The organism is Streptomyces sp. NPDC005374 (assembly GCF_042872225.1).
Taxonomy (GTDB): Bacteria; Actinomycetota; Actinomycetes; order Streptomycetales; family Streptomycetaceae; genus Streptomyces.
This window is the reverse complement of the sequence record NZ_JBIAKA010000001.1, coordinates 558,447-581,415: the sequence shown is the minus strand read 5'-3', so window position 1 is coordinate 581,415 and position 22,969 is coordinate 558,447. Positions and strand designations below refer to the sequence as shown.

Sequence of the window (22,969 nt, the reverse complement as noted above, 5' to 3'; positions counted from 1 at the left end):
ATCTCTACGGCTCGGAGGGGCCGTCGCTTTGAACGTTCTGGAAGGAAAGCCACAGCTATGGACGTCATCTCCGTCATCCGCGCCAAGCGGGACCGCGGTGAACTCAGCGACGAGCAGATCGACTGGGTCATCGACGCGTACACCCGCGGGGAGGTCGCCGACGAGCAGATGTCCGCGCTCGCGATGGCGATCCTGCTCAACGGCATGAACCGCCGTGAGATCGCCCGCTGGACGGCCGCGATGATCGCCTCCGGCGAGCGCATGGACTTCTCGTCCCTGTCCCGCCCGACCGCCGACAAGCACTCCACCGGCGGCGTCGGCGACAAGATCACGCTGCCGCTGGCCCCCCTGGTGGCGGCCTGCGGCGCGGCCGTGCCCCAGCTCTCGGGCCGCGGCCTCGGCCACACCGGCGGCACCCTGGACAAGCTGGAGTCGATCCCCGGCTGGCGCGCGCTGCTGTCCAACGAGGAGATGCTGCACGTCCTCGACACCACCGGCGCGGTGATCTGCGCGGCCGGCGACGGCCTGGCCCCCGCCGACAAGAAGCTGTACGCCCTCCGTGACGTCACGGGAACGGTCGAGGCGATCCCCCTGATCGCGTCCTCGATCATGTCGAAGAAGATCGCGGAGGGGACCGGGTCCCTGGTCCTGGACGTCAAGGTCGGCACCGGCGCCTTCATGAAGACCATCGAGGACGCCCGCGAGCTGGCCTCGACGATGGTGGGCCTGGGTACCGACCACGGCGTGAAGACGGTCGCGCTCCTGACGGACATGAGCACCCCCCTCGGCCTGACGGCGGGCAACGCCCTGGAGATCCGCGAGTCGGTGGAGGTCCTGGCGGGCGGAGGCCCCTCCGACGTGGTCGAACTCACCCTCGCCCTGGCCCGCGAAATGCTGGACGCGGCCGGTGTGAAGGACGCCGACCCGGCGAAGGCCCTGGCCGACGGCTCGGCGATGGACGTGTGGCGCCGGATGATCGCGGCCCAGGGCGGCGACCCGGACGCGGCGCTCCCGGTGGCCCGCGAGCAGCACGTGATCAAGGCGGGTGCCTCCGGCGTCCTGACCCGCCTCGACGCCTACGGCACCGGCGTCGCCGCCTGGCGCCTCGGCGCGGGCCGGGCCCGCAAGGAGGACCCGGTGCAGGCGGGCGCGGGCGTCGAGATGCACGCCAAGCCCGGCGACACGGTCACCGAGGGCCAGCCCCTCCTGACCCTCCACACCGACACCCCGGAACGCTTCGAGTACGCCCTGAAGTCGATCGAGGGCTCCTACGACATCGCGCCGACGGGTACGGCGCTCACGGCGTCGCCGGTGGTGCTGGAGCGCATCGCCTGACCTGCAGTTTCCTCATTCGGGTGAACGGGATCGGTGGACCACCGCCGGTCCCGTTCGGCATGCTGGACTCGGTGACGCACCGATAGGAGACCGCCATGAGCGCACTCACCGTCAGCCACGACCCCGGACAGAGCTGGGACGACCTCGTCCAGCTCTGGGAGGAGATGGAATGGCCCGAGGGCAGCAAGGTGGAGATCATCGAGGGGATCATCACCGTGTCACCTGCTCCGGCGCCGCGTCACAATGTGATCGCGGAACGCATCCAGCGTCGCTTGTACTCCGTGATCCCCGATGACTGGGGGGTCTTCCAGACGCAGGCCATCGCCGTTCCGTCGCGGCTGGGCATGTTCATCCCGGACATCCTGGTCGCCCCGATCCAGGAGTGCACCGAGGCGGAGACCTATCTGCCGGCCGCAGCGGCCGAGCTCGTCGTAGAGGTCACCTCCAGGAAGAACGCCCGCCACGACCGCGTGAGCAAGCCGGCCGCCTACGCCTCCGCGGGCATCCCGCTCTACCTCCTCGTCGACCGCTGGGCGCCCGAGGGCCCCACCGCGACGCTCTACGGAGAGCCGCAGGGAGACGTCTATCGCCCCCTGGCCGTCGCCAAGTTCGGCGAACTCCTCACCATCCCGGCGCCCTTCGATCTCGTCATCGACACCGGCGAATTCCCCGAGACGTGACTCACCCCAACAGCGCCGCCACGACCACCAGCATCGGCACCGACAGCACCGTCGACACCAGGATCGAGTCGCGGGCCAGGCGTTCTCCCACGCCGTAGGTCGACGCGTACGTGTACAGGTTCTGCGCGGCCGGCAGGGCCGATGTCACCACCACGTCGAGGAGTTGGGCTCCGTGGAGGCCGAAGACACCGGCGGCCAGTGCCCAGGCCGCCACGGGCTGTCCCACCGACTTCAGTGCGACCGAGAGCAGGACGAGCTGCCGGTCCGGGCCCCGGCCGGGCAGTGTGCTGCCGCACAGGGAGATGCCGAAGGCGAGCAGGACGGCCGGGACCGACATGCCGCCGATCAGGGTCAGGGGGTCCATGACGGGGGCGGGGACCTTCAGCCCGGCCGCCGAGACCGCCACACCGGCCAGTGAGCCCAGCGCGATCGGATTGCGCAGCGGGGTCAGCAGCCGCCGCCACAACGGGCTCTTCTCACCCCCGCCCGACGCCAGGTCGAGAACCGTCAGCGCGACCGGGGTCACCCCGATCAACTGGAACAACAGCACCGGCGCCACCAGCGACGCGTCGCCCAGCACGTACACCGCGATCGGGATACCGAGGTTGCCGGAGTTGACGTAGGACGAGCACAGCGCGCCGATCGTCGTACGGCCGACGCCCCAGCCGCGTACGACACCCACCGCGACGAAGACCCCTGCCGCCGCTGCCGTGCTGAGCGCGGTCACCAGGAGGCGGCTGGAGAAGATCACCGACAGGTCGGTCCGGGCGAGCGTGGTGAACAGCAGGGCCGGGGACGCCACATGGAAGGCGAGCTTGGTCAGCACCTCTCGGCCCTGGTCGCCGAGGTAGCCGCGCAGGCCGATGAGATAGCCCACCCCGATGACGACCGCGATCACCGCGAAGCCGGTCAGCACCCCCTGCACGGAGACTCCCCGGGGGTGAAGAGGGCGTGGCATATCCGGGGAGGTGCTGATGGGTGGCGCATACAGGTAACCCTCGGGGGCAGACGGCACCCAGGTCAACGTGATCCTGCCCGCCCGGAGGCGTCGGCCGATGAGTTACGCCCGCCCGCCCGGTCTACCGCTCGTGGACGCCATGACACCCTCCGTACTCGTGCTCGCCGGCCCCGTCACCCGGGACGAGGTGGCGGGGCTGAGCGACGAGGTCCGGGCGCTGTTGCTGACGAGCGGCGCCGGGATCGTGGTGTGCGATGTCGCCGGGCTCGGGCCGCCCGGGCTCGGGACCGTCGACCTGCTCGCCCGGCTCCAGCTCGCAGCCCGGCGCGCCGGGGGCCGGATCAGGCTGCGCGACCCCGACCCAGGACTACACGCCCTCCTTGATCTCGTCGGCCTCCGCTTCGAGGTGGAGGGGCAGACCGAACAGGGGGAACCAGCGCTGGGTGTCGAGGAAGAAGTGGAACCCGGTGAGCCGGCCGTCTGAGATCTCCAGCACCTGGACCGACCACGGGGTGAAGCCGCCCTTCTCCGGGTCCGGCTTGTACTGGGCGAACCCCGGCAGCCCGTTGACCTGAACCGGCAGCAGACGCGAGCCCTCGCAGGCCGCGCCCAGGGTGGTCATGAAGCCCACGATGTCCTCGTGGCCCGTCAGCCACAGGTCGAACGGCGGCATCGACATGATCGCGTCCTCGTGGAGGAGGGCCGTCAGCGCCGTCATGTCGTACCCCTCGAACGCCTTCACATAGCGTTCCAGGAGCTTCTGCTGCTCCTCGTCCAAGGGGTCGGACACGGCCGCGTCGGCGCCGTGCTGCTCCCGCTCGGCGAGGGTGGCGCGGGCCCGCTGCAGGGCGCTGTTGACCGAGGCGACGGAGGTGTCGAGCAGCTCGGCGACCTCGCTCGCCTTCCAGGCCAGCACCTCACGCAGGATCAGCACCGCGCGCTGCTTGGGCGGCAGCTGCTGAAGGGCGGCCATGAACGCGAGCCGCACGGTCTCCTTCGCGACCGCCGCGTCCGCCGGGTCCTCGACGGTGGGCAGGATGCGGTTGTCCGGCATCGGCTCCAGCCAGGTGTGGTCCGGGCGGGGGGAGAGCGCGGCCTGGGCGAGGGGCGTCGACTCCGAGAGGTCCATCGGACGGGCGCGCTTGTTGCCCGCTGTCAGCATGTCCAGGCAGACGTTCGTCGCGATCCGGTACAGCCACGAGCGCAGGCTGGAACGGCCCTCGAACTTCTCGTAGCTCCGCCACGCCCGCACCATCGTGTCCTGCACGGCGTCCTCGGCCTCGAAGGAGGAACCGAGCATGCGGTAGCAGTACCCCGTCAGCTCGGTGCGGTGCTTCTCGAGCCTGATGTCGAGGTCTGTTGTCGTCGCCGTACCGTCCATCGTCCACCCACCCCTGTGGCCGTGCTGTGTCGCGCCTTTGCGCCCAGTACTTGGAAGCTACCGCAGGGGTCTGACAATGGCGTGCCGAGTGAACAAACCTGCAGCTCAGCCCCGGTCCTGTCCCTGGGGGCTGCGCCCCCAGACCCCCATCGGCCCTGAAGGGGCCTCGTCCTCAAACGCCGGACGGGCTACGAATAGCCCCTCCGGCGTTTGAGGAGCGGGGGCCGGGGGCGGAGCCCCCGAAGGACGGGACGGGAAGGGGCGGCGGGGGCGAAAAACATCGGCCCGCTCAAGCCGTGGCGAGCCGCCGTTCGACCCTCGCCGCACGCGTGCCGAGCACGGTGATCGACACCACGCCGAGGACCGCCAGCAGTCCGACCCCGACGGTCCCGCCCCAGCCACCCGCGTGGAACGCGACCGCACCGACGGTGCTGCCCGCACTGGAGCCGATGTAGTACGCGGACTGGTAGAGCGCCGAAGCCTGGGCGCGCCCGTGCGTGGCCGTCTTGCTGACCGCCGAGGACGCCACCGCGTGCCCCGCGAAGAACCCGCCGGTGATCAGGACCAGGCCGAGCAGGACCAGCCACAGGGAGCCGGACAGGGACACGAGCAGCCCCGTCGCCGTCGTACCGCCCGCCGCGTACAGCGCGCCCCGGCGGCCCAGGCGCCCGACGAGGCGCCCCGCCGTCGACGCGGACACGGTGCCCACCAGGTAGACCAGGAAGATCGAGCCGATGATGCCCTGGGGGAGTGAGAAGGGCGCCTCGGTCAGGCGGTAGCCGATCACCGTGTAGACGCCGCCGAAGACCGTCATGAACAGGGCGCCGATGGCGTAGAGGCGGCGCAGCAGCGGGTCGGCCAGGTGTCCGCGGACCGTGCCGAGCAGCACGCCGGGCCGCAGCGAGCCCGCGACGAAGTGCTTCGGTGCCGGGAGCAGCAGACGGAACGCCACCGCGCAGGCCACCGCGATCGCGCCGATGACTCCCACGGCCACCCGCCAGCCCCACTCCTGGGCGACCCAGCCGGTGATGACCCGGCCGCTCATCCCGCCGACGCTGTTCCCGGCGACGAACAGGCCGATCGCCGTGACCAGGGCCTTGGGGCGGACCTCCTCGGCGAGATACGCCGTCGCCGAGGCCGGCAGCCCGGCCAGGGCCGCCCCCTGCACGGCCCGCAGCGCGACCAGCGCGGGCAGCGAGGGCGCGAAGGGGACCAGGACACCCACCGCCACCGCGACCCCCAGCGAGGCCGTCATGACCGTACGGCGTCCGAAGCGCTCGGAGAGGGCGCTCATCGGCAGCACGAACAGCGCCAGTCCGCCGGTCGCCGCCGCCACGGTCCAGCTCGCGTCGCTCGCCGCCACCCCGAACTCGCCGGAGATCAGCGGGAGGAGGGCCTGGGTGGAGTACAGCAGCGCGAAGGTCGCGACACCGGCGAGGAAGAGGGCGAAGCTCATCCGGCGGTAGCCGGGGCCGCCCGGGGTCAGCCGGGAGTCGGTGACGGAGGAGGCGGCAGGGACAACGGGGTCGGCGCCCACGCGGGTGGACGCCTCGGTACTGGCAGGCATGTCCTCGAAGTTACGTACGGCTCCGCTCATCCGTCCAATGCACGGATTCGCCATAATCGTTCCCATGGAGCATCAGCAGAGGTCACAGGCTCGTCTGTCACCGTCCAGTGACACAGAAGACATGGTGATGGCGCTGGCGCCGCGGCTCGCCTACTTCGCCGGGGTGGCCCGCACCGAGCACGTCACCCGTGCCGCGCAGGAGATGGACGTACCCCAGTCGACGCTCTCCCGCGCGATGGTCCGCCTGGAACAGGATCTGGGCGTGGACCTGTTCGCACGGATCGGCCGCACCGTCTCCCTCACCCCCGCCGGCCGCACCTTCCTCGCCTCCGTCGAACGGGCCCTCGCCGAGATCGGGCGCGCCGCCGACGAGGTCCGCGCGGACGCCGACCCGGCCACCGGCAAGGTCGCCTTCGGCTTCCTGCACACCATGGGTTCGGAAACGGTCCCGGGTCTCGTCCGGGCCTTCCGCGCCGACCACCCCCGCGTCCGTTTCAGCCTGGTCCAGAACTACGGCGAGGCGATGATCGAGCGGCTGCGGGCCGGGGAGCTGGACCTCTGTCTGACGTCCCCGGTCCCGGACGCCCCCGACCTGGTCGCCCGCCGCCTCGACGAACAGAAGCTGCGGCTCGTGGTCCCCGCCGACCACCGTCTCGCCGCCCGCAGGCGGGTACGCCTGGCCGAGGCCGCCGACGAGTCCTTCGTGACCCTGGAGCCGGGTTACGGACTGCGCCGCATCACCGACGACCTGTGCCAGGAGGCCGGGTTCAAGCCGCGGATCGCCTTCGAGGGCGAGGAGGCGGAGACACTGCGGGGCCTGGTGGCGGCGGGGCTGGGAGTCGCGCTGCTGCCCCCACCCGCCTTCCCCCGCCCGGGCGTTGCGGAACTGACGGTCACGGCCCCGAGGGCCGTACGGGAGATCGGCGTCGCCTGGCTGGACGGCCACCCGGACACACCCCCGGTGGCCGCCTTCAAGAAGTTCCTGCTGTCGAGAAGGGGCAACCTGCTGCCCTAGGTGTACTGCCCAGGGAGGTTGGTCAACCTGGTGACGGGTGGGTTGCCGCCGGTTGCGGTGTGGGGGTGACGACAGGTTCGTGAACCCGCTGCCCCGGCCGGCCTACCGGCTGCGCCCGAACCCGGAAGCGAGCGGCATCCGCAGCCCCAGCGGCGGTGGCGCGGCCAGGGCGTCCCGCACCGGCCGGGACAGTGCCCGTCCGAACAGCGCTCCCATCACGAAGTCCTCGGTCAGCGCCTGCACTTCGGCCCGGTACTGGTGCAACGCGTGTCCGTCGGAGTGCACTTCGAACCGGCACACCTCGCGGTTCGCCTTCTTCGCCCGGGACGCCAGCCGGAACGACAACTCGGGATCGGTCCGCTGGTCGTTCGTCCCGTGCACGAGCAGGACCCGGCGCCCCACGAGCTGCTTCACCGGTTCGGGTGTCGCCGCCACGTCCTCCTCGGGCAGCCAAGGAGCGATCGCCACCACGGAGTTGACGGCCTCGTGCCCGCCCGCCCGCAGCGCGGCCCGCGCACCCATGCCGACACCGACCAGAGCCACGGGGACGTCGCCGTATCGCCGTACGACCTCGTCCGCGGCCCAGGTCGCGTCCTGCGCGAGATGCGCCTCGCTGCCGTTCCAGCCCCGGTAGCGGTAGTGCACGACGTGCGCCGCGAGCCCGTCCTTGTGTCCTGCCCGGGTCAGCCTGCGTCCCAACGCCCTTATGGCGGAGGGGAGTCGTACCGAGGAGGGCTTGCGCAGAGAGGTTTCGCCACCGCCCGGAAGGAGCAGCACCACCCCGCTCACCGCCGCCGGCTCCGGGCCGAGTTTCCTGCCCAGTCGGGCGCTGCGAACCGGCGTCGCTTGCTGTGCCATGACAGAACAGTGTCAGAAGCCCGGGTGGACGACACGGGGCGGGGCGGTCACCGTTACGTATCGGCGGATTCGTACAGCGGGCGATCTACGCGCGTAGGCGTTAGAGTGCGGAAATGACGAGCCAGACTGACCGGACGGGGAGCGCCCCGAGCTCGGACCAGATCCGCCGAGCACCCAAGGTTCTGCTGCACGATCACCTCGACGGCGGGCTGCGCCCCGGCACGATCGTCGACCTCGCCCGGGAGTCCGGGTACAGCGGGCTCCCCGAGACCGACGCGGACCGGCTGGGCGTCTGGTTCCGCGAGGCCGCCGACTCCGGTTCGCTGGAGCGGTACCTGGAGACCTTCTCGCACACCGTCGGGGTCATGCAGACCCGCGAGGCACTCGTGCGGGTCGCCGCCGAGTGCGCCGAGGACCTCGCCGAGGACGGCGTCGTCTACGCGGAGGTGCGGTACGCCCCCGAACAGCATCTCGAAAAGGGCCTGACCCTCGAAGAGGTCGTCGAGGCCGTCAACGAGGGCTTCCGGGAAGGCGAACGAAGGGCCAGGGCGAACGGACACCGCATCCGCGTCGGCGCACTGCTCACCGCGATGCGGCACGCGGCCCGTGCCCTGGAGATCGCCGAACTCGCCAACCGGTACAGGGACCTGGGGGTCGTGGGCTTCGACATCGCCGGCGCCGAGGCCGGATACCCGCCCACCCGGCACCTCGACGCCTTCGAGTACCTCAAGCGCGAGAACAACCACTTCACCATCCACGCCGGTGAGGCGTTCGGGCTGCCGTCCATCTGGCAGGCCCTGCAGTGGTGCGGCGCCGACCGGCTCGGGCACGGTGTGCGCATCATCGACGACATCCAGGTCCACGAGGACGGCACGGTCAAGCTCGGCCGGCTCGCCTCCTACGTCCGCGACAAGCGGATCCCGCTGGAGCTGTGCCCCAGTTCCAACCTCCAGACCGGGGCCGCGTCCTCGTACGCCGAGCACCCCATCGGGCTGCTGCGGCGGCTGCACTTCCGGGCGACCGTGAACACCGACAACCGGCTGATGTCGGGGACCAGCATGAGCCGGGAATTCGAGCATCTTGTCGAGGCGTTCGGCTATACGCTCGATGATCTCCAGTGGTTCTCCGTCAATGCGATGAAATCAGCGTTCATTCCTTTCGATGAACGACTCGCGATGATCAATGACGTCATCAAGCCCGGATATGCCGAGCTGAAGTCCGAATGGCTGTTCCAGCAGACCGCTTCCACCAGCGGTTCTGTGGCCGAGGGCGACTGACCGGGGAAATCCGGCGGCACGGAATACGGGCGGGTGTTCACAATCCGTCCGCATTTCGATGTTTGCGGCGGGCGGGTCCACGTGTTTACGGTCGTGGACCGCTCATCCCCGTAAACCCCATTTCGAGGACGCATTTCATGAAGCAGTCTGCTGCCAAGACCCTCGGTGTCGCCGCCCTCGGTGCCGCCTTCGCCGCCGTCGGCGCGGGTGCCGCGAACGCCGCTCCGGCAGTCCCGGACGCCACCCAGGCGCTCGGCTCCGTCAGCCACGGGCTCCCCACCGAGAACGTCACCAAGGCGCTGCCGGGTGCCGGTGAGGCGCTGGCGCAGGCCCAGCCGGCCCTCGGTGCGGGTCTCGCCGCCGCGCAGCCCGCCGCACAGAAGGTCCTCGCCGACGGCCCGACCGCGCCCGTCGCCGGTCTCCTCGGCGGCCTGCCGGTCGGCAAGCTCCTGCCCGGCGGCGCCGGCACCGGCGTGAACGGCCTGCCGCTCGGCTGAGTCGTACCGCTCCTCGCACGCGCCGGTGGGGCGCACCCCGAGATCACGGGGTGCGCCCCACCGGCGTACGTGTGCGGGGGAGGGTTACCAGGCGGCCTGCGCCTTCTCCTCCGAGGGGAACAGGATCCACAGCGCGATGTAGAGCAGGAACTGCGGACCCGGCAGCAGACAGGACACCAGGAAGATCACGCGCATCGTGGTCGCGGAGGTGCCGAAGCGCCGTGCCAGCGCGGCACACACTCCGCCGATCATGCGGCCGTTGGTGGGGCGGGCGAGGCGGGACATTGCGGCTCCTTCGTGAGCGTCGGTGGTCGGGTCCGGGTGACCCTCTCCAACTGACTTCAACGCTACGGAGACGAACGCCACAAAGCGTCGCTCTACGGTGCGACCCCGACCCTGGGAATCGTCGGGGTCAGACCCTGAGCCGGCTCCTCCTGGCGGACGGCGGTCCGCCGACGGCGCTCCGACCCGCGGCGGAGCCAGTGCCGTGCCGTCGGCACCACCACGACGTGCGCGAGGGCCACGCCCGCGGTGTTCAGGAGCAGCGAGTCGATGTCGAGGACCTGGCCGGGGACCCCGGTCTGCAGCAGCGCGATGCCCAGGGAGATCAGGGCACCCGCGGCGGACGTACGGATCAGGGAGCCGAGCGGGGAGACGTGGAGCCTGCCGTGCGCCATCGGGATCAGGAAACCGAGCGGAGCCAGCAGCGCGAGGCCCGCACCGATCCGGCGTGCAGCCTCCTGCCCGCCCAGGGCGAGGTCGGCACGGATACCGGCGAGCGGGTGCAGATTGGGGGGGACGACCCAGGGCACGTCCAGGGGCCGCAGCGTGAACCAGGCGACGAACGCGAGGTGTGCGACCAGGAGGGCACCTCCTGCCACACGGACGCGAAGGGCGGCACTGCCGCCGACGAAGCCTTGACGCTGCACGCCCCCCAAGACGCCACGCCCGCCACGAACGGTTCCGGAACACCCCGAGGTACCTGGGTGAGGTCTGCGCCACACATGGCGGTCAGCCCCGCGTCAGCCGCCCGTCACCTCACGCGACGGGGGCTGGGTGCTGCCCGGCCGGGAGCGGACCTGGTCCGTGCACTCGTAGCGGCGCAGTGTGGTGGCGGGGCCGCCGAGGATGACGGAACCGTCGCCCTCGGCCGCGGCCGAGTCGGAGAACGTGCACACGAGCTGGGCGAGGGCGTACGCGGACAGCTCGGTGGGCGGGGTGCTCAGCCGGAGCGTGTCCTCGGGGTCCTTGGGGCGCGGCCCGCTCACGGTCGTGGCGCCACGGACGTACGTCTGGTAGCCGGCCTCGCGCTCGGGGGCCGACGGGGACTCGGCGAGCTGGTCGAGGAGCCCCTGCGCGACCAGCACCCGCCGCTCGGAGTCCGCCGTGCCGTCCGGCACCCGCAAGGTCCGGTCCACGGCCACCAGGGACGCCCCGCACAGCAGGAACACCTGCACGGCCAGCCCCTGCGAGGCCTGCGCCGCCACATCGGGCTCGGACAGCGAACACCGCACCCGGGAGGGCGCGGGCCCGAAGTCGGTGGGCACCTCCGTGGAACGGATCCCGCACCCGGCGAGCAGGAGGGCGAGAGCGGGGAGCGCGAGCAGCCGTCGTGCGTTCATAGGGCGTCCCCCTTCTTCGAACCGTCGTGGTCCTTCTTGGCCGCCAGGAGTTCCTCGGCCAGTTCCGAGGCGTCCTGGGGGATGCGGAGGGTGAACACGGCGCCCCCCTCGGGGGAGTTCGCCGCGGTGATCTCGCCGCCGTGGATGTGGGCGTTCTCCAGGGCGATCGAGAGGCCGAGGCCGCTGCCCTCGGAGCGGGGACGGGAGGCGCTGGCCTTGTAGAAGCGGTCGAACACATGCGGGAGGACGTCCTCGGGGATGCCGGGGCCGTGGTCGCGCACCCCGATGACGACCTCGTCGGCCGCGGCCCGCACCGAGACCCGCACCGGGGAGCCGCCGTGCTTGAGGGCGTTGCCGATCAGGTTGGCCAGGATGACGTCGAGGCGGCGCGGGTCCAGACGGGCGTGGATGCCGCGCTCGGCGTCCAGGTCCACCGCGTCCAGCCACGCCCGCGCGTCGATGCACGCGGTGATCTGGTCGACCACGTCCACGTCGTCCAGGACGAGGCGGGCCGTGCCCGCGTCGAAGCGGGTGACCTCCATGAGGTTCTCGACGAGGTCGTTGAGGCGGCGCGTCTCACTGACCACCAGGCGCACGGCGGGCTCGATCATCGGGTCCACCGACCCGGTCTCCGCCTCCAGCTCCTCCTCCAGGATGTCCGTCACCGCGGTGATCGCGGTGAGCGGCGTACGCAGCTCGTGGCTCATGTCCGCGACGAACCGCCGGGACGCGTTGTCACGCGCGGCCATGTCGTCGACCCGTTTCTCCAGCGCCTCGGCCGCGTAGTTGAACGTCCGTGACAGATCCGCGAGTTCGTCCGTGCCGGACACCCGCAGCCGGGTGTCCAGCCTGCCCTCGCCGAGCCGGCGCGCGGCGACCCCGAGCCGGTGCACCGGCTTCAGTACGGTCGTCGCGGCGGCCTGCGCGAGCAGCGCGGAGCCGATCAGGGCGAGCCCGGTGGCGATACCCAGCGACCAGGCAAGGGAGTTGAGGTCCTTGGCCTCCGGCTCCAGGGACTTGAGCATGTACCCGGTCGGCCCGCCCCCGATCACCCTCGTACCGGCGACCAGGTACGGGGTGTCGTGGTTGACGATCCGCTGCCAGTACAGGTGGTAGGCGTACTTGTTGGCGGAGTCGACGGGCTGCTTCTCGTTCACCGCCTCGCGCAGCGACACCGGCACGTCCTGGAGTGTGAAACCGTCCAGGGCGCCCGAATTGCCGTACACCGTCCGGCCCTTGGCGTCGTCGGCGACGAGCAGCACGCTGAAGCGCTGGCTGCTGCCCGCCATCTGCCCGGCCGCCTGCTGGAGTTCGTCCTGCGTGGGGTCCTCGGGCAGCGCGCCCGCGCGGTTCTGCATCTCCTGCTGGAAGTCCCGCAGCACCGCGTCCTGGGCGCGGGTGAGCACCGCCTCGCGGTTGAGCCAGTACGCGATCCCGGACGCGGACACGGCGGCGGTCAGCGCCACCAGGCCGAACACCACCACCAGACGCAGCCGCAGACTGGTGAAACGCAGCCGTGACCACACACCCCTGCGAGCCGCGAACCAGTCGCGGACCCCGCCCTGCGCTTCGGTCACTGAGGCGTGTCCAGCCGGTAGCCCACACCCCGCACGGTACGGATCAGCGTCGGGGACGAGGGCACGTCCTCGACCTTGGCGCGCAGCCGCTGCACACAGGCGTCCACCAGGCGGGAGTCACCGAGGTAGTCGTGCTCCCACACCAGCCGCAGCAACTGCTGGCGGGACAGCGCCTGGCCGGGCCTGCGGCTCAGCTCCAGGAGCAACCTCAACTCGGTCGGGGTGAGTTGGAGGTCCTCGCCGTTCTTCGTGACGGTCATCGCCGCGCGGTCGATGACCAGGGAGCCGAAGCTCGCCGCGTCGGTCGACTCGCGTTCCCCGCGGCGCAGCACGGCCCGGATCCGGGCGTCCAGCACCCGGCCCTGGATCGGCTTGACGACATAGTCGTCGGCGCCGGACTCCAGCCCGACGACGATGTCGATGTCGTCGCTGCGCGCGGTCAGCAGAATGATCGGCAACTGGTCCGTGCGCCGGATGCGCCGGCACACCTCGAACCCGTCGATGCCGGGCAGCATCACGTCCAGCACGATCAGGTCCGGCCGCTGCTCACGGAGCAGTTTCAGGCCGTCCTCACCGGTGGCAGCGGTGGCAACCCGGTGACCCTGGCGCGTAAGGGACAGCTCCAGGGCCGTACGGATGGCGTCGTCGTCCTCGATCAGCAACAGGGAAGGCACGGGCTCATTCTGGCCCATGGAGGGGGTGCTGTTCGACCTGTGGGCCACGGCAGTGCCTACGGCATTCATCAATGCCTCCCCTGTGCAATTCCTGGGACGGACCCCTGTGACAGGTCTGTGACAGTCGGCGGACACAGCGATGAAGTGGCGGCGGCAGAGTTCTCGGCACAGGCAAGGAAGCACCGCGGAACACCAGCGGCGGACCGGCACCTGAGCAAGCCGAACACCGGTAAGTCCACGACGGGGGGCGCGAGATGAACACGCTGCACAGCACCAGCACCAGCGCAGTGGTCACGCGGCTGCACGACGTGACCCGGGGTTCCGAGAAGTCCGGTGCCGCAAGCGGGCGGGGGTGCGCTCGCGGCACCGGGCGTCAGCACACCGGGTACATGTCGGTGGTTGACACCTTCACGGGGGAATCGCACGGGGGATCGTCGTACAGGGAGGGCACGGGGGAGCGCCGTTCGCTGTCGGAGGCGGAGTTCACCGCCTACGTCCAGGAGCGTCGCGCCTCCCTGTACGCCACCGCGTACCACCTGACCGGGGACCGCTTCGAGGCCGAGGACCTGCTGCAGAGCGCGCTGTTCTCGACCTACCGGGCGTGGGACCGGATCAGTGACAAGGCCGCGGTCGGGGGCTACCTCCGCCGCACCATGACCAACCTGCACATCAGCGCGTGGCGCCGCCGCAAGCTGAACGAGTACCCGACCGAGGAACTGCCGGAGACGCCCGGCGACACGGACGCGATGCGCGGCACCGAACTGCGCGCGGTCCTGTGGCAGGCGCTCGCCCGGCTCCCCGAACTCCAGCGCACGATGCTGGTCCTTCGTTACTACGAGGGCCGCACCGACCCGGAGATCGCGGAGATCCTCGACATCAGTGTCGGCACGGTGAAGTCCAGCATCTGGCGGTCACTCCGCCGGCTGCGCGAGGACGACGTCCTCAGCTTCGGCCGTGACGAGGAGAACGCCTTCGGGGAGCTCGTCGCCTGAGGGTGGGGGAAAGCAAGGAACCGGGGGGAACGGGGGACCCGGGTACTGGCTGGGGGGCCGGTACCCGGGCGGGGAACAACGGGGAAACGGTGGCGCGGGGGAGCGTCACCACGGGGGAAGCACCAAGAAGCGGGACTGGAGGGCCGGGGGGTCCGTCCAGTCCCGCTTTTCTCTGTCCTACGGTGCTGAAGGCGCCGTCGGTGTTCAGCGCGCCGGAGTCGCCGCCGGGCGGCGGCCCGCTCCCGCGGCGGCGAGGCGGCCCAGCGCCTCGTCCTTGTCGCAGCGGTGGGCGCCCAGAGCGGTCTGGCGGGCGATGATCGAGCGCTCCAGGCGCATCGGCCGCCAGCCGCGGCGCAGCAGGAACGGCACCGATTTGCGGCCCTCGCGCAGGTCCCGCAGGAAGCGGCGGCGGAAGGTGCGCACCGGACCCCGGCTCAGGCACAGCGCGTCGGCCAGCACACCGAGCTCCTGGCAGCGGGTGACGATCTCGGCGGCGAAGATGCCCTCCGCGATGAACAGCGGGACACGGCCCATGTCGAGCGACTCCTCGCCGGTACGGGCGCTGAGCGAGATGTCGTAGACCGGGATCTTCGTACGGCCCGCGCGGCACAGCTCCACGATCGCGGTCACCGCGGTGTCCGCGTCCCACGACCCGGGGTGGTCCCAGTCGATGTCGGAGCTCCCCGCCACCAGCGGCAGCGTCGGGTCGTCGCCCTCCTTGTAGAAGTCGTCGAGCCTGAGAACCGGAAGTCCGGAACGGGCCGAGAGGAGGGACTTGCCGGAGCCGGAGGGGCCGCAGAGCAGCACGACTCGGGCCGGTATGGGTGGTTGGGGACTCACGGGTCACCAGTGTGGGGCATTCACCTGCTGTTCATCGACCCCGCGGGTCGGCTTTGAAGCGCGCGTCACACCTCAACTACCCTTCGTGTCGACCTGATTACCCCTTGTACGGAGAAGGTGGCACAAACGATGGCCCGACATGAGACCCCGACCGCCCAGCGCGCACTGGTCGCCCTCGCGACCGCCGGAGTGGCGCTCGGCGCCGGTGCGACGGCGGCCTCCGCCGCGGAACCGGTCCTCGACGTGGTGCGCACCCGGCCCACCTCGCTGGGGAACGTCGACCCTCAGGCCGGGCTGCAGTCCCTGACGGGCACGGTCGGCTATGTGACCGGCCCGGTCGCCGGTCTCAAGCCGAACCCGCTGGCGGGGACGGGCGTGGACCCGCTGGACAACGGGGCCGGCACACAGCTCGCCGACTTCCAGCCGCTGGCCACGCAGGCGCTGACCGGGCCGGTGGCCCAGGCGCAGTCGATCGGCTCGATGCCGGTGGTGGGGCAGGTGGCGGGGCTTCTCGGCAACGGGTGACGCGAGCGGGGAGCGGTGGGGGGACTGCGGACCGTTGCCGACTGCGGGATCGCCGTGGCTGGTCGCGCAGTTCCCCGCGCCCCTACTGAGCGGCCTTCGGCCTGCTCAGTACGCCGAGCCCGACGCGCCCAGCGAACCCGTCGGGTGCCAGACCGTCTTCGTCTCCAGGAAGGCCGTCAGGCGGTCGGTGCCCGGAGTCGCCGTCCAGTTGCCCACAGGCTGTGGACGCAGGACTCGCTTCAGGTTGTCCGCCGCCGCGATCTCCAGTTCCTTGGCCAGGATCTCGTCCGCGCCCGCGAGGTCGATCGCGTTGACGTCCTGGTGGGAGGCGAGGGGCGTGGAGATCTCCGCCGTGCGGCCCGTGAGGACGTTGACCACGCCTCCGGGGACGTCCGAGGTGGCCAGGACCTCGCCCAGGGAGAGGGCGGGGAGCGGGGACCTCTCGGAGGCCACCACGACCGCCGTGTTGCCCGTCGCGATCACCGGCGCCAGTACCGAGACCAGGCCCAGGAACGACGACTCCTGCGGGGCCAGGACGGCCACCACGCCGGTCGGCTCCGGGGAGGACAGGTTGAAGTACGGGCCCGCGACCGGGTTGCCGCCGCCGACCACCTGGGCGATCTTGTCGGTCCAGCCCGCGTACCAGACCCAGCGGTCGACGGCAGCCTCGACCTGCTCGGCCGCCTTCGACTTCGACAGGCCCTCCGCGTCGGCCACCTCGTGGACGAACTGCGCCCTGCGGCCCTCCAGCATCTCCGCGACGCGGTAGAGGACCTGGCCGCGGTTGTATGCCGTCGCGCCGGACCAGCCGCCGAACGCCTTGCGCGCGGCCACGACCGCGTCACGGGCGTCCTTGCGGGAGGACTGCGGCGCGTTCGCCAGCCACTTGCCCTTTGCGTCGGTCACCTCGTACACCCGGCCGCTCTCGGAACGCGGGAACTTCCCGCCGACGTACAGCTTGTAGGTCTTGAAGACGCTCAAACGGTCAGACATTGAGGTACGCCTCCAGGCCGTGGCGGCCGCCCTCGCGGCCGAAGCCCGACTCCTTGTACCCGCCGAACGGCGAGGTCGGGTCGAACTTGTTGAACGTGTTGGACCAGACGACCCCGGCCCGCAGCTTGCCCGCGACCGCCAGGATGCGCGAGCCCTTCTCGGTCCAGATGCCCGCCGAGAGGCCGTACTGGGTGTTGTTCGCCTTCGCGACCGCCTCGTCGGGCGTACGGAAGGTCAGGACCGACAGCACCGGGCCGAAGATCTCGTCCCGCGCGATGGTGTGCGCCTGGGTGACGTTCGTGAAGAGCGTCGGGGCGAACCAGTAGCCGGAGGAGGGCAGTTCGCACTCCGGCGACCAGGGTTCGGCGCCCTCGGCCGTGCCCTTCTCGACGAGCGAGGTGATCCGGGCGAGCTGCTCGGCGGAGTTGATCGCGCCGATGTCGGTGTTCTTGTCGAGCGGGTCGCCGAGGCGCAGGGTGGACAGGCGGCGCTTCAGGGAGTCCAGCAGCTCGTCCTGGATCGACTCCTGGACGAGGAGGCGGGAGCCCGCGCAGCAGACCTGGCCCTGGTTGAAGAAGATGCCGGTGACGATCCCCTCCACCGCCTGGTCGATCGGGGCGTCGTCGAAGACGATGTTGGCGCCCTTGCCGCCGAGTTCCAGGGTGAGCTTCTTGCGGGTGCCGGCGACGGTCCGCGCGATCTCCTTGCCGACCGCGGTGGAACCGGTGAAGGCCACCTTGTTGACGTCCGGGTGCGCGACGAGCGCGGCGCCCGCGTCGCCGTAGCCCGGAAGGATGTTGACGACACCCTTGGGCAGACCGGCCTGGCGGCAGATGTCCGCGAAGAAGAGCGCGGACAGGGGGGTCGTCTCCGCGGGCTTCAGCACGACCGTGTTGCCGGTGGCGAGGGCCGGGGCGATCTTCCACGCCAGCATCAGCAGCGGGAAGTTCCAGGGGATGACCTGGCCGGCGACGCCGAGGGGCTTCGGGTTCGGGCCGTAGCCCGCGTGCTCCAGCTTGTCGGCCCAGCCCGCGTAGTAGAAGAAGTGCGCGGCGACCAGGGGCAGGTCGGCGTCGCGGGTCTCCTTGATGGGCTTGCCGTTGTCCAGGGTCTCCAGGACGGCGAGCTCGCGGCTGCGCTCCTGGATGATCCGGGCGATGCGGAACAGGTACTTCGCGCGCTCGGAGCCCGGCAGCGCCGACCACTTCTCGAAGGCCCTGCGGGCGGCCAGCACGGCGCGGTCGACGTCCGCCTCGCCGGCCTGGGCGATCTCGGAGAGGACCTCCTCGGTGGACGGCGAGACGGTCTTGAAGACCTTGCCGTCCGCGGCCTCCACGAACTCGCCGTCGATGAACAGGCCGTAGGAGGGGGCGATGTCGACGACCGAGCGGGACTCGGGCGCCGGGGCGTACTCGAATGCGGATGTCAGCTTCTGCATGGTCATGGGATCTCAGTCCACCGTCACGTAGTCAGGGCCGGAGTAGCGGCCGGTGGCCAGCTTCTGACGCTGCATCAGCAGGTCGTTCAGGAGCGAGGAGGCGCCGAAGCGGAACCAGTGGTTGTCCAGCCAGTCCTCGCCGACGGTCTCGTTGACCAGCACGAGAAACTTGACCGCGTCCTTCGTGGTGCGAATGCCTCCGGCCGGCTTCACGCCCACCTGCACTCCGGTCTGCGCGCGGAAGTCGCGCACCGCCTCCAGCATGAGGAGGGTGTTCGAGGGGGTGGCGTTGACCGCGACCTTGCCGGTGGACGTCTTGATGAAGTCCGCGCCCGCCAGCATGCCGAGCCAGCTCGCGCGGCGGATGTTGTCGTACGTCGACAGCTCGCCGGTCTCGAAGATGACCTTGAGCCGGGCGGCCGTCCCGCAGGCCTCGCGGACGGCGACGATCTCGTCGTACACCTTCATGTACCGGCCCGCGAGGAACGCCCCGCGGTCGATGACCATGTCGACCTCGTCGGCGCCGGCGGACACGGCGTCGCGCACGTCGGCGAGTTTCACGTCCAGGGCGGCACGGCCGGCCGGGAAGGCGGTGGCCACGGAGGCGACCTTCACGCCCGAACCGGCGACGGCCTCCTTGGCGACGGCGACCATGTCGGGATAGACGCAGACGGCCGCGGTCGCCGGGGCCGTACGGTCGGTGGGGTCGGGGCGGACCGCCTTGGCGCCGAGCGCCCGGACCTTGCCCGGGGTGTCCGCGCCTTCCAGCGTGGTCAGGTCGACCATCGAGATGGCGAGGTCGATGGCGTACGCCTTCGCGGTCGTCTTGATGGAACGGGTACCGAGAGAGGCGGCGCGCGCCTCCAGGCCGACCGCGTCCACGCCGGGCAGCCCGTGAAGGAACCGGCGCAGCGTGCTGTCGGACGAGGTCACGTCCGTGAGCGGGTGTGCGGCTGATGCAGTGGTGGGCATGGTCACCAGACGAGCATATCTACGCGCGTAGCGGCTGTACAGGGGGTCATGGGACCCACCTGGAACGGGGGCGGGGCCGGGCGGGCACTCCTACCGGCGGCGCCTAGTATCGCGAACATGACGACCGCACCCCCGGAATCCCCGGACCGCATCTACCGCTCGACCATGGCGATGATCGGCGGCTTCCTCCTCCTCGTCATCATCGGCTGGCTCGGCGTCGACGCGGTCGTCTCCGGCCACGGCCGCACCCCCTGGCTGGCCCTCGCCACCCTCATCCTCGTCGTACCGCTGGTGGTCGCCTTCACCCTGCGCCCGGCCGTCTTCGCGAACCACGACCGCCTGCGCATCCGCAACCCGTTCCGCGTGATCGTCGTGCCCTGGAGCGAGGTCGAGATGCTCCGCTCCGGTTACTCCAACGAGGTGCTCGCCAAGTCCGGCACCAAGTACCAGCTGTGGGCCGTCCCGGTCTCCCTGCGCGGCCGCAAGAAGGCGGCCCGGCAGACGGCCCGGCAGTCCTCGGGACGCGGCCCGGGCAGGGGCCTCGGACTGTTCGGCGGGGGGACGGAGACCGGCGGCCCCGTCGGCCGGACCCCGGCCCAGGCGGGCCCCACCAGGGCCGAGACCGACCGGATCATGGACGACCTGCGCGAGCTCCTGGAAGCCCGGGGAGAGGCACAGACCTCCCGGGGCGAGGTCTCCGTGCGGTGGGCGTACGAGATCGCGGGACCGGCGGCGGCCGGGGCGGTGCTTCTGGCGATCCTGTTGGCCGTCGGGTGACGTGACTCGTTGTGAACGGGCTCTTACGGCGGGCCCGTCCACACCAGCGTCATGTACCCGCCCCAGTACGCCGATCCCAGCACCGCCGCCGTCACGAGGAGCGTGCGGTGGCGGCGGGGGATCCGCGGCAGGCGTACGGCGAGGGGGAGCAGGAGCGGGAAGGCCGGGAGGAGATAGCGGGCCCGGGGGAAGTAGACGCCGCCGCTGCCCAGCACGATCAGCAGCGTGACGGCCGTGAACACCAGCAACGCGAGGGGCTGCCGGTCCCGGACCGACAGGGCGAAGAGGGCCGCCGACGCCAGCAGGGTGACCGTCACCAGCACCAGGAACAGCTCGGGCGTGGAGTCGTACACGAGCAGGCTCCTGAACTGCCGCAGCGTCTCGGCCCCGCCGTCCAGTTCGTTGCGCCACGTCCGCTGCACGGCGAGGTAGCCGTCCCAGCGGCCCAGGCGCAGGCCCACCCAGCCGACGTACGCGCACCAGCCGAGCGGGGCCAGGACGGCGGCCACGAGAGCGCGCGGTCGGCGCGGGGTCAGCAGGCACGTCACTGTGACCGCGGCGGCCACCGCGATGCCCGTCGGGCGGGTCAGGCCGGCCAGGACCGCGAGGCAGGCCGCGGTGAGCGGGCGGTCGGCGAGCAGCGCGTACAGCGCCCACGCGGCCAACGCCGTGAACAGGGACTCGGTGTACCCCATCCACTGCACGAGTCCGACCGGGAGCGCGGCCCACAGGACCGTCAGCAGCATGCCGACGCGCGGGCCGTGCAGCCGGTCGCCGACCGCGAAGACACCCCAGGCGGCGACCAGCGAGGCGGCCACGGCGAGGCACAGGGCGGTGGAGGCGCGGCTGCCGGGGGTGACGGCGGCGACGGCCTTGACCAGGACCGGGTGGAGCGGGAAGAAGACGAGGTTGTTGCCGCCGTCCATACCGCCGAGCTCACGGGCGTAGCCGTGGTCGGCGATGCCCAGGTAGTACTCGGCGTCCCACTGGGCCGCCAGGATCGGCCAGACGCCGTGGTGTTGGCGGTGGGCCCACAGGGTGAGGACGGCGAGGCCCAGGGCGCGTACGCCGACGTAGGCGAGGAGGGCCCGCGCGAGGGGTGGGACGCGGTGGTGGGGTGCGGCGGGGGCGGGGGCCGCTCGGGGTGGGGTCGGCCGGGGTGGGGTCGGCCGGAGGGCGGTTGGGGACATGGTGACGGGCTCCAGGACTGGCTCGGGGCGCTTGCCGTCCACCGTTGCCCGGGGGCCGGGGAAGGTCGTGGAGCCGGGGTCCACGGGTATCTCCAAATCACCCGATGGGGTGCTGCGGACCCGTACATGGGCCAACGCAGAGACGAAGTCCAGCCACCATTAACCGGCCACTGTCAGCCTCCGCTCATGAGCGAACCCCTGAACACCCCGCGCATGGGCATACCGGCCCGGCTCGCGGACACGCTGAGCATGCCGGAGCGTCACGCGTACCTCCGCAACGCCCTGTCCCGCCGCGGGCTGCTGCGCACCGGCGCTGTCGCCGCCGCCAGTGGTGCCGGCCTCGCCGCGAGCGGTGCTGGTACCGGTACGGCCTGGGCGGCCACCCCAGGTCTGATCACCCGCTCGGCCACCGACGGTGTGGACGGCGCGCTCGTGGCGCCGTTCGGCCGCCACCTCGCCTACGGCGCCGATCCGCGCACCCAGATGCGGGTGTCCTGGCAGGTGGCGCTGCCCGTGCGGAAGCCGTTCCTGCGGATCGGCACGAGCCCGCTGGACCTCGGCCACCGTGTCCCCGCCGAGATCCGTGACCTGTTCACCCCGGCCGGGGTCGGCAAGAGCGCCGACATCGACCAGTACTACGTGCACGCCGCCCTGGACAACCTGCGGCCCGGGACGACGTACTACTACGGCGTCGGCCACGACGGCTTCGACCCGGCCCACCCCGGAGCCGCCCACACCGTCTACTCCTTCACCACCGCTCCCGCCGCCCACAGCCGTCGGCCCTTCGCCTTCACGGCGTTCGGCGACCAGAACCCGAGCTACTCGGCCATCGGCCTCAACTCCCTGGTCCAGGCCCAGAACCCGGCCTTCCACCTGCACGCCGGCGACATCTGCTACGCCGAGGAGACCGGCCACGGGCTGCCCGCCGACAGCAGCAACTACGACGCCCGGCAGTGGGACCAGTTCCTCGCCCAGATCGAACCGACGTCGAGCCGGGTGCCGTGGATGGTGGCGTTCGGCAACCACGACATGGAGGCCTGGTACTCGCCCAACGGATACGGCGGCAACGAGGCCCGCTTCACCCTGCCGGGCAACGGGTTCGATCCGGAGAAGGCGCCGGGTGTGTACTCGTTCGTCCACGGGAACGTCGCCGTCGTCTCGGTCGACGCCAACGACGTGTCGTACGAGATCCCCGCGAACCGTGGGTACACGGACGGTCGTCAGACGGCCTGGCTCGACAAGCGGCTCGGGCAGCTGCGTCGGACGCCCGGGATCGATTTCGTGGTGGTGTTCCATCACCACTGCGCCTACTCCACTACCAGCTCGCACGCCTCCGAGGGCGGGGTGCGTGAACAGTGGGTGCCGCTGTACGAGAAGCACCAGGTGGATCTCGTCGTCAACGGTCACAACCACGTGTACGAGCGGACCGATCCGGTGGTGCGGGACAAGGCTGTGCGCCCGCTGCCCATCGGCGGTACGCATGAGCCTGCCCGCGGTGGTGTGGTCTACGTGACCGCGGGCGCGGGTGGCGAGAGCGTCTACAGCTTCCCAGTCGCCGACAGTTATGAGGGGCACGAGGACGAGGTCGGTGCGGTGCCGACGTACTTCACCGGTGCCGACGGCAAGGTCACCGAGAACGTCGACTGGTCGCGGGTGCGGTACACCGGGTACTCGTTCATCCGCGTCGATGTGCGGCCCGCGCAGCCGGGTCGGACGTCCACGTTGACCGTGCGGGCGCTGGCGGCGACCGGGGCGGAGGTGGACCGGTTCACCGTGGCGCGCGAGGCGGGGCGGGCGTGAG

General features: G+C 71.1%; 24 protein-coding genes. 10 read left to right on the top strand and 14 right to left on the bottom strand.

Annotated features, from left to right (window positions below; all coding sequences use genetic code 11):
• Positions 1 to 57: 57 nt before the first annotated feature.
• Complete coding sequence (locus ACFYRX_RS02775) at positions 58 to 1,335, top strand: thymidine phosphorylase (protein WP_389095978.1); 1,278 nt, start codon at positions 58 to 60, stop codon at positions 1,333 to 1,335.
• Positions 1,336 to 1,430: 95 nt separating this feature from the next.
• On the top strand, positions 1,431 to 2,015 hold the full coding sequence (locus tag ACFYRX_RS02770) for a Uma2 family endonuclease (RefSeq protein WP_389095976.1): 585 nt from the start codon (positions 1,431 to 1,433) through the stop codon (positions 2,013 to 2,015).
• A gap of 1 nt (position 2,016) precedes the next feature.
• Here ACFYRX_RS02770 and ACFYRX_RS02765 read toward each other — a convergent pair whose 3' ends face one another.
• Positions 2,017 to 2,940, bottom strand: a complete 924-nt coding sequence (locus tag ACFYRX_RS02765; RefSeq protein WP_389095974.1) for an AEC family transporter — start codon at positions 2,938 to 2,940, stop codon at positions 2,017 to 2,019.
• 130 nt (positions 2,941 to 3,070) lie between these two features.
• Here ACFYRX_RS02765 and ACFYRX_RS02760 point away from each other — a divergent pair, with 130 nt between their 5' ends.
• Positions 3,071 to 3,457 carry an STAS domain-containing protein gene (locus tag ACFYRX_RS02760; protein WP_389095972.1) on the top strand — a complete coding sequence of 129 codons (387 nt, stop codon included), beginning with the start codon at positions 3,071 to 3,073 and terminating at the stop codon, positions 3,455 to 3,457.
• Here ACFYRX_RS02760 and ACFYRX_RS02755 read toward each other — a convergent pair.
• Together ACFYRX_RS02755 and ACFYRX_RS02750 are read right to left on the bottom strand one after the other, a co-directional pair.
• Positions 3,341 to 4,354, bottom strand: a complete 1,014-nt coding sequence (locus tag ACFYRX_RS02755) for a sigma-70 family RNA polymerase sigma factor (protein WP_389095970.1) — start codon at positions 4,352 to 4,354, stop codon at positions 3,341 to 3,343. The two genes, ACFYRX_RS02760 and ACFYRX_RS02755, sit on opposite strands and share 117 nt — an antisense overlap.
• A gap of 289 nt (positions 4,355 to 4,643) precedes the next feature.
• Positions 4,644 to 5,921 carry an MFS transporter gene (locus ACFYRX_RS02750; protein ID WP_389095968.1) on the bottom strand — a complete coding sequence of 426 codons (1,278 nt, stop codon included), beginning with the start codon at positions 5,919 to 5,921 and terminating at the stop codon, positions 4,644 to 4,646.
• A gap of 64 nt (positions 5,922 to 5,985) precedes the next feature.
• Here ACFYRX_RS02750 and ACFYRX_RS02745 point away from each other — a divergent pair, with 64 nt between their 5' ends.
• Entirely contained in the window at positions 5,986 to 6,936 is a 951-nt protein-coding gene (locus ACFYRX_RS02745) for a LysR family transcriptional regulator (protein ID WP_389095966.1), read from the top strand.
• A gap of 102 nt (positions 6,937 to 7,038) precedes the next feature.
• On the opposite strand, the gene ACFYRX_RS02740 is transcribed toward ACFYRX_RS02745, so the two are convergent.
• A complete protein-coding gene (locus tag ACFYRX_RS02740) occupies positions 7,039 to 7,794 on the bottom strand; it encodes a dienelactone hydrolase family protein (RefSeq protein ID WP_389095965.1) in 756 nt (251 codons plus the stop codon).
• A 113-nt stretch (positions 7,795 to 7,907) separates the two neighbouring features.
• Between ACFYRX_RS02740 and ACFYRX_RS02735 the strand changes: the two genes are divergently transcribed.
• Together ACFYRX_RS02735 and ACFYRX_RS02730 are read left to right on the top strand one after the other, a co-directional pair.
• On the top strand, positions 7,908 to 9,071 hold the full coding sequence (locus tag ACFYRX_RS02735) for an adenosine deaminase (protein WP_389095963.1): 1,164 nt from the start codon (positions 7,908 to 7,910) through the stop codon (positions 9,069 to 9,071).
• 137 nt (positions 9,072 to 9,208) lie between these two features.
• Complete coding sequence (locus ACFYRX_RS02730) at positions 9,209 to 9,568, top strand: ATP-binding protein (protein WP_389095961.1); 360 nt, start codon at positions 9,209 to 9,211, stop codon at positions 9,566 to 9,568.
• An 84-nt stretch (positions 9,569 to 9,652) separates the two neighbouring features.
• Here ACFYRX_RS02730 and ACFYRX_RS02725 read toward each other — a convergent pair whose 3' ends face one another.
• The 5 genes from ACFYRX_RS02725 to afsQ1 all read right to left on the bottom strand — a co-directional run bounded on the left by ACFYRX_RS02725 (position 9,653) and on the right by afsQ1 (position 13,441).
• Positions 9,653 to 9,853, bottom strand: coding sequence for a PspC domain-containing protein (locus ACFYRX_RS02725; protein WP_037718826.1), 201 nt, complete (start codon positions 9,851 to 9,853; stop codon positions 9,653 to 9,655).
• A gap of 92 nt (positions 9,854 to 9,945) precedes the next feature.
• The gene (locus ACFYRX_RS02720; protein ID WP_389095959.1) at positions 9,946 to 10,497 is read right to left on the bottom strand and encodes a VanZ family protein; all 552 of its coding nucleotides are present in this window, start codon (positions 10,495 to 10,497) and stop codon (positions 9,946 to 9,948) included.
• Between the two features lie 93 nt (positions 10,498 to 10,590).
• Positions 10,591 to 11,190, bottom strand: coding sequence for a hypothetical protein (locus tag ACFYRX_RS02715; protein ID WP_389095957.1), 600 nt, complete (start codon positions 11,188 to 11,190; stop codon positions 10,591 to 10,593).
• The gene (locus ACFYRX_RS02710) at positions 11,187 to 12,767 is read right to left on the bottom strand and encodes an ATP-binding protein (protein WP_389095956.1); all 1,581 of its coding nucleotides are present in this window, start codon (positions 12,765 to 12,767) and stop codon (positions 11,187 to 11,189) included. Before ACFYRX_RS02710 ends, ACFYRX_RS02715 begins: the two co-directional genes overlap by 4 nt.
• Positions 12,764 to 13,441, bottom strand: a complete 678-nt coding sequence (gene afsQ1 / locus ACFYRX_RS02705) for a two-component system response regulator AfsQ1 (RefSeq protein ID WP_046261189.1) — start codon at positions 13,439 to 13,441, stop codon at positions 12,764 to 12,766. Before afsQ1 ends, ACFYRX_RS02710 begins: the two co-directional genes overlap by 4 nt.
• A gap of 254 nt (positions 13,442 to 13,695) precedes the next feature.
• On the opposite strand from afsQ1, the gene ACFYRX_RS02700 reads away from it, so the two are divergent.
• A complete protein-coding gene (locus tag ACFYRX_RS02700; RefSeq protein ID WP_389095954.1) occupies positions 13,696 to 14,433 on the top strand; it encodes a SigE family RNA polymerase sigma factor in 738 nt (245 codons plus the stop codon).
• Between the two features lie 204 nt (positions 14,434 to 14,637).
• On the opposite strand, the gene ACFYRX_RS02695 is transcribed toward ACFYRX_RS02700, so the two are convergent.
• Complete coding sequence (locus ACFYRX_RS02695) at positions 14,638 to 15,240, bottom strand: uridine kinase (protein WP_389096909.1); 603 nt, start codon at positions 15,238 to 15,240, stop codon at positions 14,638 to 14,640.
• Between the two features lie 162 nt (positions 15,241 to 15,402).
• On the opposite strand from ACFYRX_RS02695, the gene ACFYRX_RS02690 reads away from it, so the two are divergent.
• Positions 15,403 to 15,798 (top strand): hypothetical protein, encoded by a 396-nt coding sequence (locus tag ACFYRX_RS02690; RefSeq protein WP_389095952.1) that lies wholly within the window; start codon positions 15,403 to 15,405, stop codon positions 15,796 to 15,798.
• A 105-nt stretch (positions 15,799 to 15,903) separates the two neighbouring features.
• Here ACFYRX_RS02690 and ACFYRX_RS02685 read toward each other — a convergent pair whose 3' ends face one another.
• From ACFYRX_RS02685 to deoC, 3 genes are read right to left on the bottom strand one after another with little or no spacing between them, the layout of a single operon-like run.
• Complete coding sequence (locus tag ACFYRX_RS02685; protein WP_389095950.1) at positions 15,904 to 16,791, bottom strand: aldehyde dehydrogenase family protein; 888 nt, start codon at positions 16,789 to 16,791, stop codon at positions 15,904 to 15,906.
• Positions 16,784 to 18,220, bottom strand: coding sequence for an aldehyde dehydrogenase family protein (locus ACFYRX_RS02680; protein WP_389096908.1), 1,437 nt, complete (start codon positions 18,218 to 18,220; stop codon positions 16,784 to 16,786). Before ACFYRX_RS02680 ends, ACFYRX_RS02685 begins: the two co-directional genes overlap by 8 nt.
• Positions 18,221 to 18,241: 21 nt before the next feature.
• Positions 18,242 to 19,201 carry a deoxyribose-phosphate aldolase gene (gene deoC / locus ACFYRX_RS02675; RefSeq protein WP_389096906.1) on the bottom strand — a complete coding sequence of 320 codons (960 nt, stop codon included), beginning with the start codon at positions 19,199 to 19,201 and terminating at the stop codon, positions 18,242 to 18,244.
• A gap of 117 nt (positions 19,202 to 19,318) precedes the next feature.
• Here deoC and ACFYRX_RS02670 point away from each other — a divergent pair, with 117 nt between their 5' ends.
• Positions 19,319 to 19,978, top strand: a complete 660-nt coding sequence (locus ACFYRX_RS02670; RefSeq protein WP_389095948.1) for a PH domain-containing protein — start codon at positions 19,319 to 19,321, stop codon at positions 19,976 to 19,978.
• Between the two features lie 23 nt (positions 19,979 to 20,001).
• On the opposite strand, the gene ACFYRX_RS02665 is transcribed toward ACFYRX_RS02670, so the two are convergent.
• On the bottom strand, positions 20,002 to 21,168 hold the full coding sequence (locus ACFYRX_RS02665) for a hypothetical protein (RefSeq protein WP_389095946.1): 1,167 nt from the start codon (positions 21,166 to 21,168) through the stop codon (positions 20,002 to 20,004).
• A 213-nt stretch (positions 21,169 to 21,381) separates the two neighbouring features.
• Here ACFYRX_RS02665 and ACFYRX_RS02660 point away from each other — a divergent pair, with 213 nt between their 5' ends.
• On the top strand, positions 21,382 to 22,968 hold the full coding sequence (locus ACFYRX_RS02660) for a purple acid phosphatase family protein (RefSeq protein WP_389096904.1): 1,587 nt from the start codon (positions 21,382 to 21,384) through the stop codon (positions 22,966 to 22,968).
• Position 22,969: the final 1 nt, after the last annotated feature.

Excerpts from the sequence above, each read along its gene's own strand:
- ACFYRX_RS02775 (WP_389095978.1), top strand. The coding sequence starts at position 58 with ATGGACGTCATCTCCGTCATCCGCGCCAAGCGGGACCGCGGTGAACTC.
- ACFYRX_RS02770 (WP_389095976.1), top strand. The coding sequence starts at position 1,431 with ATGAGCGCACTCACCGTCAGCCACGACCCCGGACAGAGCTGGGACGAC.
- ACFYRX_RS02760 (WP_389095972.1), top strand. The coding sequence starts at position 3,071 with ATGAGTTACGCCCGCCCGCCCGGTCTACCGCTCGTGGACGCCATGACA.
- ACFYRX_RS02755 (WP_389095970.1), bottom strand. The coding sequence starts at position 4,354 with ATGGACGGTACGGCGACGACAACAGACCTCGACATCAGGCTCGAGAAG.
- ACFYRX_RS02750 (WP_389095968.1), bottom strand. The coding sequence starts at position 5,921 with ATGCCTGCCAGTACCGAGGCGTCCACCCGCGTGGGCGCCGACCCCGTT.
- ACFYRX_RS02745 (WP_389095966.1), top strand. The coding sequence starts at position 5,986 with ATGGAGCATCAGCAGAGGTCACAGGCTCGTCTGTCACCGTCCAGTGAC.
- ACFYRX_RS02740 (WP_389095965.1), bottom strand. The coding sequence starts at position 7,794 with ATGGCACAGCAAGCGACGCCGGTTCGCAGCGCCCGACTGGGCAGGAAA.
- ACFYRX_RS02735 (WP_389095963.1), top strand. The coding sequence starts at position 7,908 with ATGACGAGCCAGACTGACCGGACGGGGAGCGCCCCGAGCTCGGACCAG.
- ACFYRX_RS02730 (WP_389095961.1), top strand. The coding sequence starts at position 9,209 with ATGAAGCAGTCTGCTGCCAAGACCCTCGGTGTCGCCGCCCTCGGTGCC.
- ACFYRX_RS02725 (WP_037718826.1), bottom strand. The coding sequence starts at position 9,853 with ATGTCCCGCCTCGCCCGCCCCACCAACGGCCGCATGATCGGCGGAGTG.
- ACFYRX_RS02715 (WP_389095957.1), bottom strand. The coding sequence starts at position 11,190 with ATGAACGCACGACGGCTGCTCGCGCTCCCCGCTCTCGCCCTCCTGCTC.
- ACFYRX_RS02700 (WP_389095954.1), top strand. The coding sequence starts at position 13,696 with ATGAACACGCTGCACAGCACCAGCACCAGCGCAGTGGTCACGCGGCTG.
- ACFYRX_RS02690 (WP_389095952.1), top strand. The coding sequence starts at position 15,403 with ATGGCCCGACATGAGACCCCGACCGCCCAGCGCGCACTGGTCGCCCTC.
- ACFYRX_RS02685 (WP_389095950.1), bottom strand. The coding sequence starts at position 16,791 with ATGTCTGACCGTTTGAGCGTCTTCAAGACCTACAAGCTGTACGTCGGC.
- deoC (WP_389096906.1), bottom strand. The coding sequence starts at position 19,201 with ATGCCCACCACTGCATCAGCCGCACACCCGCTCACGGACGTGACCTCG.
- ACFYRX_RS02670 (WP_389095948.1), top strand. The coding sequence starts at position 19,319 with ATGACGACCGCACCCCCGGAATCCCCGGACCGCATCTACCGCTCGACC.
- ACFYRX_RS02665 (WP_389095946.1), bottom strand. The coding sequence starts at position 21,168 with ATGTCCCCAACCGCCCTCCGGCCGACCCCACCCCGGCCGACCCCACCC.
- ACFYRX_RS02660 (WP_389096904.1), top strand. The coding sequence starts at position 21,382 with ATGGGCATACCGGCCCGGCTCGCGGACACGCTGAGCATGCCGGAGCGT.